Annotated in this window: 14 protein-coding genes and 1 pseudogene; 9 read left to right on the plus strand and 6 right to left on the minus strand. The window is 73.2% G+C overall.

What is annotated here, in order from left to right:
* Positions 1 to 799 precede the first annotated feature (799 nt).
* A complete protein-coding gene (locus FHS34_RS39605; protein WP_184975040.1) occupies positions 800 to 1,471 on the minus strand; it encodes a DUF4097 family beta strand repeat-containing protein in 672 nt (223 codons plus the stop codon).
* A gap of 400 nt (positions 1,472 to 1,871) precedes the next feature.
* On the opposite strand from FHS34_RS39605, the gene FHS34_RS39610 reads away from it, so the two are divergent.
* Positions 1,872 to 3,002: a carboxylate-amine ligase gene (locus tag FHS34_RS39610; protein ID WP_225817915.1), complete on the plus strand. Its 1,131-nt coding sequence runs from the start codon at positions 1,872 to 1,874 to the stop codon at positions 3,000 to 3,002.
* Between the two features lie 598 nt (positions 3,003 to 3,600).
* Positions 3,601 to 4,317 (plus strand): MOSC domain-containing protein, encoded by a 717-nt coding sequence (locus tag FHS34_RS39615; RefSeq protein WP_184975046.1) that lies wholly within the window; start codon positions 3,601 to 3,603, stop codon positions 4,315 to 4,317.
* Positions 4,318 to 4,419: 102 nt separating this feature from the next.
* On the opposite strand, the gene FHS34_RS39620 is transcribed toward FHS34_RS39615, so the two are convergent.
* Positions 4,420 to 4,722, minus strand: coding sequence for a protealysin inhibitor emfourin (locus FHS34_RS39620; protein ID WP_184975050.1), 303 nt, complete (start codon positions 4,720 to 4,722; stop codon positions 4,420 to 4,422).
* The gene (locus FHS34_RS39625; RefSeq protein WP_184975053.1) at positions 4,719 to 5,930 is read right to left on the minus strand and encodes a M4 family metallopeptidase; all 1,212 of its coding nucleotides are present in this window, start codon (positions 5,928 to 5,930) and stop codon (positions 4,719 to 4,721) included. The genes FHS34_RS39620 and FHS34_RS39625 overlap by 4 nt, the downstream gene beginning before the upstream one ends.
* Positions 5,931 to 6,494: 564 nt before the next feature.
* Here FHS34_RS39625 and FHS34_RS39630 point away from each other — a divergent pair.
* From FHS34_RS39630 to FHS34_RS39660, 7 genes are all read left to right on the plus strand, one after another.
* The gene (locus tag FHS34_RS39630) at positions 6,495 to 6,734 is read left to right on the plus strand and encodes a hypothetical protein (protein WP_184975115.1); all 240 of its coding nucleotides are present in this window, start codon (positions 6,495 to 6,497) and stop codon (positions 6,732 to 6,734) included.
* Between the two features lie 112 nt (positions 6,735 to 6,846).
* A complete protein-coding gene (locus FHS34_RS39635; protein ID WP_221510038.1) occupies positions 6,847 to 7,221 on the plus strand; it encodes a DoxX-like family protein in 375 nt (124 codons plus the stop codon).
* On the plus strand, positions 7,218 to 8,162 hold the full coding sequence (locus FHS34_RS39640; RefSeq protein ID WP_184975056.1) for a BtaA family protein: 945 nt from the start codon (positions 7,218 to 7,220) through the stop codon (positions 8,160 to 8,162). Before FHS34_RS39635 ends, FHS34_RS39640 begins: the two co-directional genes overlap by 4 nt.
* A complete protein-coding gene (locus FHS34_RS39645) occupies positions 8,159 to 8,941 on the plus strand; it encodes a DUF2071 domain-containing protein (protein WP_221510039.1) in 783 nt (260 codons plus the stop codon). The genes FHS34_RS39640 and FHS34_RS39645 overlap by 4 nt, the downstream gene beginning before the upstream one ends.
* A 23-nt stretch (positions 8,942 to 8,964) precedes the next feature.
* A complete protein-coding gene (locus FHS34_RS43140) occupies positions 8,965 to 9,684 on the plus strand; it encodes a methyltransferase domain-containing protein (protein ID WP_184975059.1) in 720 nt (239 codons plus the stop codon).
* Positions 9,684 to 10,106: a hypothetical protein gene (locus FHS34_RS39655; protein ID WP_184975062.1), complete on the plus strand. Its 423-nt coding sequence runs from the start codon at positions 9,684 to 9,686 to the stop codon at positions 10,104 to 10,106. The genes FHS34_RS43140 and FHS34_RS39655 overlap by 1 nt, the downstream gene beginning before the upstream one ends.
* Before the next feature lie 355 nt (positions 10,107 to 10,461).
* A complete protein-coding gene (locus FHS34_RS39660) occupies positions 10,462 to 10,869 on the plus strand; it encodes a TipAS antibiotic-recognition domain-containing protein (protein WP_225817912.1) in 408 nt (135 codons plus the stop codon).
* Between the two features lie 232 nt (positions 10,870 to 11,101).
* Here FHS34_RS39660 and FHS34_RS39665 read toward each other — a convergent pair.
* The 3 genes and pseudogenes from FHS34_RS39665 to FHS34_RS39675 all read right to left on the minus strand — a co-directional run.
* Positions 11,102 to 11,572: pseudogene (locus tag FHS34_RS39665) on the minus strand (transposase); the annotation flags it as partial.
* On the minus strand, positions 11,565 to 12,143 hold the full coding sequence (locus FHS34_RS39670; RefSeq protein WP_184975067.1) for a hypothetical protein: 579 nt from the start codon (positions 12,141 to 12,143) through the stop codon (positions 11,565 to 11,567). The pseudogene FHS34_RS39665 and the gene FHS34_RS39670, both read right to left, overlap by 8 nt.
* 263 nt (positions 12,144 to 12,406) lie before the next feature.
* Positions 12,407 to 14,125 (minus strand): SpoIIE family protein phosphatase, encoded by a 1,719-nt coding sequence (locus FHS34_RS39675; RefSeq protein WP_184975070.1) that lies wholly within the window; start codon positions 14,123 to 14,125, stop codon positions 12,407 to 12,409.
* Positions 14,126 to 14,346 lie beyond the last annotated feature (221 nt).

The following is a 14,346-nucleotide window of genomic DNA, read 5'->3' on the forward strand; positions in this document are numbered from 1 at the left end:
GTTCGCAGGGTTCTTCAGGCCGCGACAGCTTCGCTGCCGACAGGGGCGCGTCTGGTGGCGGATGCGGGCGCGTTGCTGACCGTTCGGCGGCCAAGTCGTCGCGGTGACGGGCGTGGGCGTTGCGCCGCGGCCTTCAAGAGCGGCAGTCAGGCGCCGGTTGCCGCCCGTCAGGGTGTGCTCGGGCGGCAAGGCCCTCGATCACCCCGTCCAGCTCCGGGGTGGAACCAGGGCCGCGCTCTGGTGCCGGTGGTGATCAGCAGGCGGTCGTAGGGCACGGTGTCGCCGCCTGCCGGGCGTACCTGCTTGGCGGTCCAGGCTCTCGGCGGTGATGCCCAGAGCCATCGGGTATCGGTATCGCGTCGCCGCGGCAGCGCGGTGTCCTCGGCTCGGGCCCGCCGGAGCAGTGCCTGCTGGGACAGTGGTGGCCGGTCGTGGGGCTCGTACGGCTTCTCGCCGGCACCGGCATTCGAAAACCCGCCCCTGCGCGGGTCGCGACGGGCCGCGGGCCCACAGCCGTCTGCGTTCGTTCGGTTCATACGGTTCAAGGGCATGCCTCTTTGCCGGTATGGACCGTGGGCAGGGCGCTCACAGGGCGAGCGCCCTGGGGCCGGCGCGCGGCGAGCCGGCATGGCCGCGGGGGCCTGGTGCCTCGGCTGTTTCGGCGGACACCGTCGCGTCGGCAGCTGATGTTGGCGCAGGCGGGGCAGCGGGCGGCGGCTCTCCACGGTCTTGTCGCCGTGGGACTTGCACAGCCCGTGCGCCGCGATGGCCAACTCGGTCATGCAATGGGCTCCTTGGGTCAGAGGCTGCGGGCGGTGATGTCGCCGTGGGCGGTGGTGGCGTTAATGGTCAGGGCGGTGCCGGCGCCGTCGGTGGTGTGCAGCGCGTTGTGGATGCGGCCGTAGGCGGTGTGCGCGTCCAGGGAGGCGGAGACGCCGCGGGCGGCGCCGACCGAGATCCGGCCGGACTCGGTGCGCAGGGTGACCGTTGCGCGCACCGCCTCGGTGATGGTCAGGTCGCCCTTGAGGGTGCTGATCTCGGCGGGTCCGCCGAGGCGGCCGACCGAGACGTCGCCGGCCTGGAGGGTGAGGCGGGCACTGTCGGTCTCGTCGAGTTCGACCGTGGCCTGCGCGCCCTCGAAGGTGACGTCGCCGAGCCGTCCCACGCCCCGCAGCTCGGCGACGGCCGCCTTCGCCCGCACGCGGGAGCCGGCGGGCAGTTGGACGGTGACCTCGACCCTGCCGGAGTCGCCCAGGATCCGGTTGGCCGTCTGCGCCGCCTGGATCCGCAGGACGCCGTCGGCGCAGGCGACCTCGACCCGCTGTGCGGCCTTCACGTCACGGCTGCGGGAGGGGTCCGCCGGGAGGACCTCGACGGTGGTGTCGCTCCGGTCGGCGGCGATGAACCGGATGCGTCCCGCGGGGATGTCGAGGACGGCGTCCACCGGGGCGGGGGTGTCGAACTTCTGCATCGTGCGCTCCTTGTCCTGCGGCGGGCGTCCCATCGGCCCGCGCCGTTTCTGACATTGGAAACGCTACGTTGCGTTCGAGATTCAGGCAACACTGCCATTGCGTCTGATTGCCATTCGCGCAGGTAGTTGCTGTGAAATCGTTGCAATGTTTACAGTTCTAACGCAACGATATCCGCTTATGGTCGTTGCAATGGGTGAGGGTGAACGCTATGCCGCAGGGCCGGTCCGTCCGGTGGCGCATCCGGCACGAGGCCGGTTGTGCGGCAGGTGAGTCGGGCGTATATCTGGCTCACCCTGGACGGGCCGCGGCACGGCGGGCTGTGCCACGATGTCTGCCGTGTCCGGTGCAGAGCGACACCCAAGGGTCCCGTCGGATCCCGGTGCGTCCGCCGGCGGTGCCGTGTCCGGGGCCGGGTGGGGCCGGGGCGCGCTGACCGTGGGTGCCGAGGAGGAGTACCTGCTGGTCGACCCCGTCACACGGGAGTTGAGGGCGGAGGCGCACAAGGTGGTGGCCGAGGCGGCCACGGAACTCGGCGGCCGGGTCACCACGGAGATCACCTGCTACCAGGTCGAGGCCCGCACCGATCCCCACACCAGCCTGGCCCGGTTCGCCGAGCAGATCCGTTCCATGCGGGCCGCCGTGGCCCGGGCCGCCGCACGCCACGGGCTCGGCGTCATCTCCAGCGGCACCCCCGTGCTCAAACAGCCGCTGCCGCCGCCGATGACCGACGGCCCCCGGTACGCCAGGAGCGTGGCGATGTTCGGCGCCCTGGACGACGAGCAGAGCATCTGCGCCTGCCATCTGCACATCGGCATCCCGGACATCGGCCAGGCGCTCCAGGTCAGCAACCATCTGCGCAGCCGGCTTCCGGTGCTGATCGCGCTCGCGGCCAACTCGCCGTTCTGGCAGGGGCGGGACACCGGATACGCCAGCTGGCGCACGCTGGCCTGGGCCCGCTGGCCCGCCGCGGGTCCGCCGCCGTACTTCGAGTCGCGGGCGCACTTCGACGCGCTCGTCGCCGATCTCACCACCACCGGCACCATCATGGACCGCGGCGGGCTGTACTGGGACATCCGGCCGTCCCACCATGTGCCCACGCTGGAGATCCGGGCCCTGGACGCCGCCGCCACCTGGCAGGACACCGTCCTGCTCGCCGCGATCGTCCGGGCCCTGGCCGCCACCGCCCTCGCCGGCATCGACGCCGGCGAGCCCGCTTTCCGGCCGCCCTCGGCGATCCTGCGCAGTGCCTGCTGGCGTGCCGCGCGCGACGGCCTGAGCGGCGCGTCCGTCGACCTGCACAGCCGCCGGCTGCTTCCCACGACCGTGCTCGTGGAACAGCTGCTGGCCCAGCTGCGTCCCGCGCTGGCGCGGCACGGCGACCTGGAGACCGTCGAAGCGGGCTGGACGCGCCTGCGTGCCCTGGGCAACGGCGCCGACCGTCAACGCGCCGTCCACCGTGCCCGGCGCGGCCTCACGCAGGTGGTCGACCACCTGGCGCACGCCATGACCGCGGCCGACGGATCCCTCTGACCCGACGGCCCCGGAACCCTCCGGGGGACGGCCGGGCCCGGGGCCGTGGGGTGGCCGGGTGGCCGGTGCCCGGCGGTGACGCGCGGCCGGCCGACGAGCTGCAGGCCGGTGGGCTGCAGGGCGGCGGGCTGCAGGGCGGCGGGCTGCAGGGCGGCGGGCTGCAGGGCGAGTTGGTCCTCGTGGGTGGGCAGGTAGCCGAGCTGGTCGTTGACGCGCCGCATGGGTGCGGTGCCTGGGCGGTGGCGGTGAGTGCGGCGTGGCCGGCCGTGTCCAGGGGCAGCCGGGCATGGTTCAGGGCCAGTGCGGCACACAAGCCCCTGGCGGTGAGGAAGGCGGCTGCGGGGGAACCGGCCTCGGCCTGGGCGACGCACCCGCCACCGACCCATTGCCGCTGATCCTGCCCGAAGCCGGGCAGGATTCTTGATCTTGTTCCGTCGTGAGCCCTATCGTCCGTGCTGCCGCTCGCTCGGTGTCAGTCAGCTGTGCGGCACCTTTTTCCACGGCAGTTGACCGGCAAGGACGCGGTCCCTTCGGCGTCGGGGCGCGGTGGACCGGGAAGCGGGAAGCGGGCTGACAGCAGCCCCTGAGAGGGGCGGACATGGGCAAGGCGCTCGGCACGATCGAGCGGATCTGGCGGTATCCCATCAAGTCCACCGGCGGTGAGCTGCTGAGCGAGGCCGCCGTCGGTGCCCGGGGCGTCGCCGGTGACAGGCTCTACGCGGTGCGGGACGCCGAGGGGAAGTTCGGTTCGGGCAAGAGCACGCGCCGGTTCCGGCGGATGCCGGGGCTGCTGCGGCTGCGGTCCCGGTATCCCGCGGGAGTGGTCACGGAGGTGCCCGAGCTGCTGGGCCCGGACGGCGTCCCGGTACCCGATCCCACCGACTACGTGCGGCGCTACCTGGACCGCAACGACGTCGAAGTGGCCCGCGAGGGCACGGTCTCGCACTTCGACCAGCTTCCGCTGAGCCTGCTGACCACTGCCACACTCGACTGGGTCCGCGCGGCCGTTTCGGGCGTGCCGGTCGATGAGCGCCGGTTCCGGCCGAACCTGCTGGTGCGGACACCGCCGGGCACACCGCCGTTCGTGGAGGACGAGTGGTTCGGCGGCACGGCCCGGATAGGCGGCACCCTGCGCATCAGGATCGAGCGGTCCAGCGAGCGGTGCGTGATGACCAACGAGGCCCAGCAGGACCTGCCGCACTCCCCGCTGATCCTGCGAGCCGTCGCGCAGGCCCACGCCATGAGACTGGACGCACTGGCCACGGTCATCCACTCGGGACGTGTACGGCTCGGCGACACCGTCGAACTGATCTGAAGAAAACTGTTCTTTCCCCCCGGTTGCCGGGGGGCGGGCCGGGGGTTGGTGCCGGGTGTCCGCGCGGTGTCGACCGGGTGCCCTGCGCCGCCCCGGCGTGTGTCACTGCTGTGCGTGGTGTTTCCTGAGCCAGGTGAGCAGGTCGGCGAACGCGGGGGTCATGGCGGCGTCCGACTGCTCGAGGACCGTCACGCGGTCGCCGTCCTGCGCGGTGACCGTGTAGCTCATCGCGTCCCTGGCGCGGCCGTCGGGCTCCTCGGGGGGCGTGGCGGCGGCCGCCGCCAGCAGCCGGGCCAGTTCGGCCGCGGCCGCGGCGGGCAGGGCGGTGGTGTCCAGCACCTTGGGCGGGCGGCGCAGACCGGCCGCTGCCGCCAGCCCGCCGTAGGACTCCAGGGCCACCTTCACCTGGTGCCCTTCAGCTCTGCGACATCCTTGGCCAGCTGCGTGACCTTGTCGTTCAGCGTCCCGATCTGCCGGGCGAGGGCCGCCAGGCCGTCCTCCCGGCCCGCGCCGCCGCTGCCGTTGGCCGCGAAGCTCCGTATCCGGGCGACTCCGGTGGGAACGCCCCTGATCGGGACTTCCACCTCCTGCCACGCCGACAGCACGGCCGCCTGCTCGGGGCCGCCGGCGCCGAACAGTTCCCCGGCCTTCTGGAAGGTGGTGGTCGCGAAGTCCTGGAACTGGTCCTCAGCGCTGGACGCTTTGAGTGCCTCGTACCAGATGGTTCCGGCGGCCTCCCAGGCGAATCCGCCGATGCGCACGGCCGTCAGGTAGAACGCCTTGTTCGGGATACCGGAGTTGAAGTGCACTCCGCCGAAGTCCCCTCGTTTGGTGTCGGGCAGGTGGATGAACCTGCTCATACGGTCGGGCTGGGGGTCCTTCCCGAACTGCGGGTTGTTGTAGGCGCGCCCCGGGTCCTTCATCGACCGCAGGGCGTCGCCGCCGATACCCGGAGTCCACACGTCGGCCCCGATCAGCCAGTCCGCCTCCTCGGCCCGCTGCTTCAGCGACCACTGCTTGACCAGCGAGCCGAAGACGTCCGACATCGACTCGTTCAGGGCCCCGGACTGGTTGTGGTACACGAATCCCGAGGTGTGGTCGGTGACTCCGTGCGTCAGCTCGTGGGAGATCACTTCGAGGGAGCCGGTGAGGTTGCTGAACTCCTGTCCGTCCCCGTCGCCGAAGAGCATCTGCCGTCCGTCCCAGAACGCGTTGTTGACCTTGAAGCCGAAGTGGACGTATCCGTCCAGGCGCATCCCCTGCCCGTCGACCGAATTGCGCTGGAAGACCTCTTTGTAGAAGTCGCGGGTCAGACCGAGGGCGTCGAACGCCCGGTTGACGGCCGGGTCCGTGGACTCGGGGCCGTCCTCCGGCCGGGCCAGGACGGCGTTGCGGAGGAATTCCTCCTGCTCGCAGTCGAAGACGGTGCGCCGGCCGTCGCCGGGGGCGGCCGCGCCGGTGAAGGACGACCGGATCGCCCGCTCGCCCCGCAGGCGGGCGGTGAGCAGCATGGTGTCCAGGGCGGCCTGACGTACCTCGCTGTTCTCGCTGTCCAGGAGCTTGTCGAGAATGTACGGGGGGATGATGCAGTTGATGGGGCGTGTTCCGCTCATGGGACACCTCCTGGGTGAGAGGCACCGGCGGCCGGGCGTTCGTCATTTGGGCGGTGTGCTCGGCTGTTCCCGGGTCACCACTCATCGCGTTCAACCACCGGCGCAGGGACGGTGTTTCGGCGTGGGATGCGGCCGGTCGCCCGCGGCGTGCGCACGGCCGGCCGCAAACGACCCGCAGATGCCCGCTGGTGCAGCGGCAAAGGGGGGAAGCGTTCGGCGCACCGGCCGTCCCCGTGTTTTCTCCAGCGGCGCTGTCACGCTGGTATCACCAGTCTCCTGCCGTCCGCAGTAACCGGCAAACGCAGGCACCGGGAGCCGGGCCGCCCTGGGTACGCCTGAGCTGTGTGCCTGTGTCATCTGAGTAGAGGTGCTCATGTCCCAGCTGCGCCGGGGCCGTGAGACTCAAGGGCGCTTCCGGCGAGATCCGACCAGAAAGGCCTCAGCCCATGCCGACCTCCCGACGTGCCCGGATCGCCCTGGCGGCGATCCGGCTATCCCTGCCCTGCTCCGCAGCAGTCCGGTTCCTCCCCGGCCTGAAGGCCGGGGCATCCTCGGAGGGAACAGGTGAACAACTCCGGCGGTGACTGCATCCCCGACGGCGAGGAGCCGCCCGCGGGATGGGCCCGCTACCCGCAGGCCATGGTCCCCCAGCACGTGGGGGACAAGTGGGACCGCTACTGGTCCACCAGGACCCTCGACGAACACGGCGGCCGGCCCGTGCGGCGGGATGGCCCATGCGGCGGGGCGGCCCATGCGGTCACCGGGCCCTGGCCGGCCGGCGTCGGTCCCGCCACGCTGCGGTGAGCCGGCGTCGGTCCCGGGACGGGCGGCGTGCCGGCGTCCGGGGCCCGGGGGGTGGTGCGGGGAGGGGGGCCGCCATCGCGCGGGGCGGGGCGGCAGGCATGATCATCGCGTGATGAGTACGGGGCGGGGCGGGGCGGCGCGGTGGGCGATCGCCCTGGTGTGGTTCTACGAGGGGTTCTGGTGCAAGATCTGGCCGGGGCGGGCGGATCAGCGGGCGATCGTGGGGGACGTGCCGCTGCTGCCCGGGTGGGCGGTGACGGCGGTGCTCGCCGGGATCGGCCTGGCCGAGGTCGCGATCGGCGTGTGGGTGCTCAGCGGGCGGCGGGCGCGGGCGGCGGCGCTGCTGCAGAGCGTGCTGGTGGTGGCGTTCAATTCGGGCGGTCTGCTCTTCAGCCCCGGCCAGATCGAGGAGCCGGGACGTCTGGTGACGCAGGATCTGGCCTTCCTGGCGCTGATCTGGATGGTGACCTGGACGGTGGACGAGTGAGCGGGACACCGTGGGCGCGGGGCCGGCTGCTCGGCGGATTCGGCGGGCCGCGCCTGCTGTTCGGGCGGATGTATGAGGACTGGGGTGTCGAGCTCGCGGTGTTCCCGCCGCCGGGCGCGCGGGTGCTGTGCATCGCCTCGGCGGGGGACACGGCCGCGGCGCTGGCCGGGGCGGGGTACGAGGTGACGGCCGTCGATGTCAACGCGGTGCAGCTCGCCTACGCGCGCGAGCGGCTGGCCGGGGGCGCGGCCCGGGAAGGAACGGCGGAGGCGGTCATGCGCGTGGGCCGGGGCGCGGCCGCGCGGCTGCTGCCCGCGTGGCGGCAGGAGAAGCTGCGGGACTTTCTGGCCCTCGACGATCCGGCGGAGCAGGCCCGCCGCTGGCGGCAGGAGCTGGACACGCCGGGTCTGCGGCGGCTGATGCGCATCGGGCTGCGGCCCGGCGGGGCCCTGGCGGTGGCGCTGCGTCCGTCGTTCGCGGGGGTCGTGCCGGCGCGTTTCGACGAGGTGCTGCGCCGGCGTCTTCAGCGGACGGTGAGCCGGCATCCCAATGCGCGCAACGAGTGGCTGTGGCGTCTGCTGGCGGGTGCGCAGCCGCCGGCAGTCCCAGCCCCGCCACCGGAGCCGGAGCCGGCGGCGGGGGCGGGGGTGCGGCTGGTCCACGGCGATGTGGTGCACACGCTTCAGCGGGCGCCGCGCGGCGGCTACGACGCGGTGACGCTCTCGAACGTGCTGGACGGCCCGGACGCGGGCTTCGCGCGCCGGCTGCGGGCGGCCGTGCGGCACGCGGTGCGGCCCGGCGGCGTGGTGGTGCTGCGCAGCGCCCGGGAGCCGGGTGCGCACGGGCCGGGCTGGGCCGGGCAGGACCGCTCGGCGCTGTGGGGTGTGGTGCGGGCGGTGCGGCTGGGGGACGCCGCCGGGGACCGGAGGATCGAGCCGTGAGGTATCTGCTGCAGCGTCACCCGGTGGCGATCCGTGCCCGCTTCGCGCACTCGCTGGTCCTGACGTACGCGCTGCCGGCGACGGTGCTGCGTCCGCTGCTCGGCCCGGGCCTGGAGCTGGAGACCTACGGACAGCACGGGGAGGCAGGGGCGTACGGGTTCGTGGCGGTCGCGCTGGTGGACACCCGCGCGCTGCGGCCGGCTGTGCTGCCCGCGCGTTTCGGGGCGGACCACCTGCTCACCGGCTACCGCGTCTTCGCCCGTTTCCGTACCCCCGGCGGGCGCGTCATGCGGGGACTGCGGATCCTGCGCAGTGACACCGACCGCCGGCTGATGGCTCTCGGCGGCAACCTGCTGACCCGCTACCACTACCGGATGGCCCGCATGAGCAGCCGGGCCGTGAACGGCACGCTGGAGTTCTGTGTGGACAGCGCGGACGGCCGGGCGGATCTGCGGGTGCGGGCGGATCTGGGCAGTGCGCCGGCGCCCCTGCCCCCGGGCAGCCCCTTCCCCGACGCCCGTGCCGCCCGGCGGTTCGCGGGCCCGCTGCCCTACACCTTCGAGTACGAACCGCAGACCCGGTCCGTGATCGTGGTCAAGGCGTTCCGGGCGCACTGGGAGCCGCGGCCGGTGGCGGTCGACGTGCGCCGCCTGACCTTCTTCGACCACGGCCCGTTCGCCGGCACCCGGCCGGTCCTCGCCAACGCCTTCCACGTCGCCGACCTGGAGTACGGCTGGGAACGCGGCGTGCGCCGGACCGAGAGCGGGGGCAGGCGGTGATCCGCCGGTCGGGGGTGCGGGACGTGATCGCCTACAACTGGCCGCGGTACGCCGCCGCCCTGGCCACCGCGGCGGGCCTGGCCGCGGTGTCGGGCCGGCTGCCGCCCGCGCCGCGGGCGCTCGCCCGCGCGGGCTCGGCGGCCGCCGTCGGCCTGCTGGCCTCCGCCACGGCCGCGAGCTGGCTCGTCTACGACCGCTCCGAACTGTACGGCTACGGCTGGCTGGACGCCGTGCTGACGCAGGAGCCGGCCGCGCACCTGGTGGTGGGCACCGGCCTGGACGAGGCCAGCGACGTGCTGGCCGCCCGCTGGCCGGCCTCCCGGCAGACGACGGTCGACCTCTACGACCCGGCCGTGATGACCGAGGCCTCCGTGCGCCGCGCCCGGCGCCGGGTGCCGCCGCCGGCGCACGCGCTGCCCGGACGTCCCGACGCCCTTCCCGTGGCCGCGGCCGCGGTGGACGCGGTGTTCCTGGTCTTCGCCGCGCACGAGCTGCGGCGGGCGGAACAACGCCGGCGGCTGTTCGAGGAGTGCGCCCGGGTGCTGCGCCCAGGCGGCCGGCTGATCGTGGTGGAACACCTGCGCGACGGCGCGAACACGGCCGTCTTCGGGCCGGGCGCCTGGCACTTCTGGCCGCGTGCGGAGTGGCTGCGGCTGGCCGGCCACGCCGGTCTGCGTCCGGTGGCCGAGCGGCGTATCGCGGGCCTGGTCACGGCGTTCGCCTTCGCCCGAGGCGGGGCGTGATGCACCTGCTGACGCTGGCCGGGCAGTTGCACCTGGTGGGGGCGGCCCTGATCGGCATGGGCCTGCTCCACGTCATCCTGCCGCGCATCCTCGGCTGGCCGGGCGACCTCGGCGGCACCAGCCTGCTGACCCGGCAGGTGTCCTACGCGCACCTGTTCTTCATCGGTCTGACCTGCGTGCTGCTGGGCGCGCTGCCGCTGGCGTGCACGACGGAGCTGTTGAGCGGCGACCGCCTGCCGACCGTTCTGCTGTGCGGGCAGACCCTGTTCTGGGGCCTGCGCTGGATCATGGAGTTCGCCTACTTCTCCCCGCGGCTGTGGCGGGGGCACCGGCTGCGGACGGCGGGGCACGTCGCGCTGTCGGTGCTGTGGACGTGGGTGACCGCGGTGTTCGCCGTGGCGACGGTGCACGCGACGGGCTGACAGCCCGAAAACGCGAGCACCGGCCGCGGACCGCAACGCCACCCGGACCGGAGCCCTCCCGGCGGCCGGCAGGCATGGGACGGGACGCAGGCGGGTCGCCGGTCGGCTCGGGCCGCGCGGTGGAGCGGCTGGACGCCCCGCTCCGACGGCTCGCCGTTCGAGCCGCGCCTTTCCGCCGCCGGCTGACCGGGACGGAGCGCCGGAGGGTCCAGGAAATGGTTTGCCGACCCGGTGGCTGTGTGTCACCGTTCGGCCTGGACCGGCAGTTGATCATCGGCGGCCGGTCGATGCCGACATGTCGGCGGCCTCTTCGGGGATCCACCGGAGAGGTGACGAAACGAGGGGAACCGGTGCCGTGGGGAACAGTTACGAGGACGAGTGTCGCCGGTCGTTGGCCGAGGAGCAGGCGAAGAGCCTTGCCGGGACCAACAACTGGGAACATGTGGACAGGGAGCGGGTCCACCAGGACTGGGACGTCCTGTACCGGGAGATCACGGCTTTCCTGGACGGCGGCTGCCTGCCAGGGGACCAGCAGATCCAGGAGCTCGTCCGCAGGCACTTCGACATCATCTGCCGGTTCTACACCCCCTCCAGGGAGGCTTACGTCGGCATGTCGCTCTTCTACGCCGAGGACGAGGCCATGAGGGCGTTCCACGATTCCTACCACCCCGGGCTGGTGGAGTTCCTGGGCGCCGCGATCAAGGTGTTCGCCGGGCAGGGGAGCGGGTTCGCCCCCAGCGCAGGGGCCGGGGCTTCGGTGTAGTCGGGCGGCGCGGGCCAGGACATGCAGGGGCGGGGTCCAGGCCCAGGGGCTGTCACAGCCCTTGGGAGGAGGAAGCAGAGACCGGGGTCTCGGGCTGGTGCCGAGGCACCCTCGTGCGTGAGGACGACTTCGTCTGCGTCTTCTGCGGGAGCGATCTGCCCGCGGCGTGGAGCGTGGATCCCGCTGCGTGAGACCGCGGGTCACAGCACTCGTTAAGGGTCGCGACGAGGATGGCCGCCTCGTGGCGGACGGCGAGCTTGTCGTATCGCGTGGCGACAGCGCGATGTCTCTTGAGGCGGTTGATCCCGCACCCGACCGCGTGACGCTCGCGGTAGTCGGCCGGGTCGAATCGCGGTGGCCGGCCGCCGCGGGAGCCGAGCTTGCGGCGGTTGGGCGCCTGGTCGGCCTTGTCCGGGACGGTGCAGCGGATCCCGCGTCGGCGCAGGTAGGCGCGGTTCTTGCGGGAGGCGTACGCCTTGTCGGCCCGCACCCGGTCGGGGCGGAGGCGTGGCCGGCCCGGCCCGATGCGAGGCACGCGGACCTTTCCCAGCATCCGGGCCCGGAACCGTATGCCGTCGATCAACTGCCGCCGAGGCCAGACGGGCGGCCGCCCCGCCCTCGTGCCCTTCGGCAACAACGGCTCCAGCACCGCCCACTGTTCGTCCGTGAGATCTCCCCCGACCCATGAACCGAGATCATTCACAGCTCAAGATCCACTTTCGGTACACGGCCTGGCGGCGCAGGAAGGTCCCGCCGTCGATGACCCAGAGGCCGGCCGCAACCGCGCCGCACCTGACGACTTCGGAAGCCGTCCGGGGGCTGGTCCGGTTCCAGCCGGCCCGGCGCTGGTGCTGCTCGTCGGCCGGGTAGAAGGTGAGACCGGCCTCGGGGTGCCGGCCCTCCTCGAAGAGGTACGGCTCGCCCCCGACCGGGGTGACCACGGTCCGCGAGATGGGCCCGGTCACGGTGATGGCGCCGTTCCCGTCGACGGTCAGGCAGTCGACGTCGAACTCGGCCCGGACGGTGCCGCTCTCCTCGAACACGTGCTGCACCACGACGTGCCCCCGGGCGTGGCCGTCGACCGTACGGGCGCTGACCCGCGCGGTGAGCCGCTCGCCCGGGTTGGGACCGGGGCCGTGCTCGTTGAGCAGGGTCCAGCTGTGCAGGGCGAGGTGCCGGGCCGCGACGGGGGTGGCGGGCGCGGCCGCGGCGGTGCCGGCCGCGAGGGCCACGGCCGCGGTGGTGAGCGCGAGGGCGCCGGTGAGCTTTCGCATGGTCAGTCCTCAGCGGGATGAAGGGAGTCGGGCTGTTTCCCGACCGCCTTCAGCCTTCCGGCTCACCCCGCTCGCCGCCTCCGCCGCGGGGAGCGACCGGCCCCCCGGCGGGTGAACCCCTCCTCCTCCGCCCGGCTCACCCAGGGGCGTGTCACGCGGCGTGGCGTGGCGTATCGCGCCCTCGCCCCCGGGCGGTTCTCGCCGGCCTCCGCCCGCGCCGGCCGGCCCTGTTCGCCCGCGGACGGGGAAGGGGGGCCGGCGTGCTACAGGCCGGGTTCCATGGGGGTCTGCAGGGCCAGGAGGGCGACGTCGTCGTGGCCGGGCGGGCGGACGCGGTGCAGGAGCTGGTCGGTGTAGGAGGGCAGGGGGCGGTGGGCGAGGGCCGCGGCGTGCTGGCGCAGTTGCCTCAGGCCGTCGTCGAGGGTGCGGCCGGGTGCCTCGATGAGGCCGTCGGTGTACAGCAGGAGGGTGCAGCCCGGGGGCAGGACGACGGTGGCGTCGCGGCGGGAGGTGGAGACTCCGGTGCCCAGGAGCAGGCCGTGGCCGTCGGTGAGGTAGTGCGCCAGTCCGTCGCGGGTGACGAGCAGGGGCGGGGGGTGGCCGGCGTTGGTCCAGGTCAGTTGCCAGTGGCCGGCGTCGGTCCGGGCGATCCGGGCGAAGATGAGGGTGGCCATGGTGACGTCGGTGATGGGCATGATCGCCTCGTCGAGCCGCCCGATGATCTGGCTGGGTGGTTCGTGGTGGCCCCAGGCGTAGGCGCGGAGCATGTTGCGCAGCTGGGCCATGCCGGCGGCGGCTTCCAGGTCGTGGCCGACGACGTCTCCGATGACCAGGGCGGTGGCGCCGTCGAAGAGGGTGAAGGCGTCGTACCAGTCGCCGCCGACCTGGGAGGCGTCCGGGGCGGGCAGGTAGCGGACGGTCATCGTCAGGCCGGGCACGTGGGGCATCTGGGGCAGCAGATGGTTCTGCATGGTCTCGGCGACCTTGCGCTGGCGCTGGTAGAGGCGGGCGTTGTCCAGGGCGAGGCCGGTGCGGCGGGCGATGTCCTCCAGGAGGGTGAGGTCGGCGGTGGTGAAGTTGCCCGGCTGGCGGGCGCGGCCCAGGGTGAGGGCTCCCAGGACCTCGCGGGTGCTGCGTATGGGGGCGATGGCCGCGGAGTGGATGCCGGTGGCGTCGAACAGGCGGCGCTGTTCGACCGCGATGCCGGAGTCCGGGGCGCGCTGGTAGGTCTCGGGCCCGGCGAGGGTGGAGGCGACGCCGCGCAGGGCTCTGGACAGGGGCATCGGGGATTTTTCGGGGACCGGCGGCATCGGCCCCTGAAGGTCTTCGTGGTGGACCAGGCGGTCGTGGTCGGCCTGGACGACGGCGGTGCGCCACACCTCGTCGCGTTCGGTGATCAGGTCGATGACGGCCCAGTCCGCCAGCCGCGGCAGGACCAGGGCCACCAGCCGGCGCAGCGCCTCGTCCACGTCCAGGGTGGAGGTCAGGCGGGTGGTGGTCTCGGCGAGCAGGGCCAGCCGCTGCAGTTCGCCCAGCGGTTCGGCGGCCTGCCCGGGGTGTGCCTGCGGGTCGGTGGCGTGCTCGGTGTGGAAGACGACGAGTGCGCCGGTCTCGCGGCCGGACAGGGCGTAGGGCGTGAGGGACCACGCCACGGGCAGCAGCGAGCCGTCGGAGCGGGCGAAGTGGTCCCCGCGGCCGTGCGCCGGGAGTCCGGCGTGGAAGGCCGGGCGCATGCCGCACTGCGTCACCGGCAGGGACTGGCCCTGCGGCCCGCGGTGCAGCAGGTCGTGGGCGTCCTGCCCGACGAGGTCGCCGGCGGGCCGTTCCAGCAGCCGTTCGGCATGGCTGTTCACCGCGACGATGCGGCCCTGCACGTCCACGGCGTAGGCGCCGGCCCTGATCGCTTCCAGGGCGGCGGCCAGCCCGGACGCATCCGCCGGGGGCCGGTTCAGGCCGGTCTCCGCGTTCTCCTGCCCTGCCATGTCCTCGCCTCCTGTGACCGGCTGCCCAGCCGGCTTCCGCCCGCCGCACGCGTTGCGCCGTGCGGGGTGCGCACGCGTGCGCCATGCGGTGTGCCCCGTGAGGGACTCCTCTATGCCCTGCACAGCCAAGAGTTCGCTCCCCCTCCCCGGGCCAGGGGTCTTCTCAGCATATGAATGATCTTTGTGGCAGGGCGCCGGCCGCACGGCGAGTCGTTCAGCGG

This window comes from Streptomyces echinatus (assembly GCF_014203595.1).
GTDB classification, from domain to species: Bacteria; Actinomycetota; Actinomycetes; order Streptomycetales; family Streptomycetaceae; genus Streptomyces; species Streptomyces echinatus.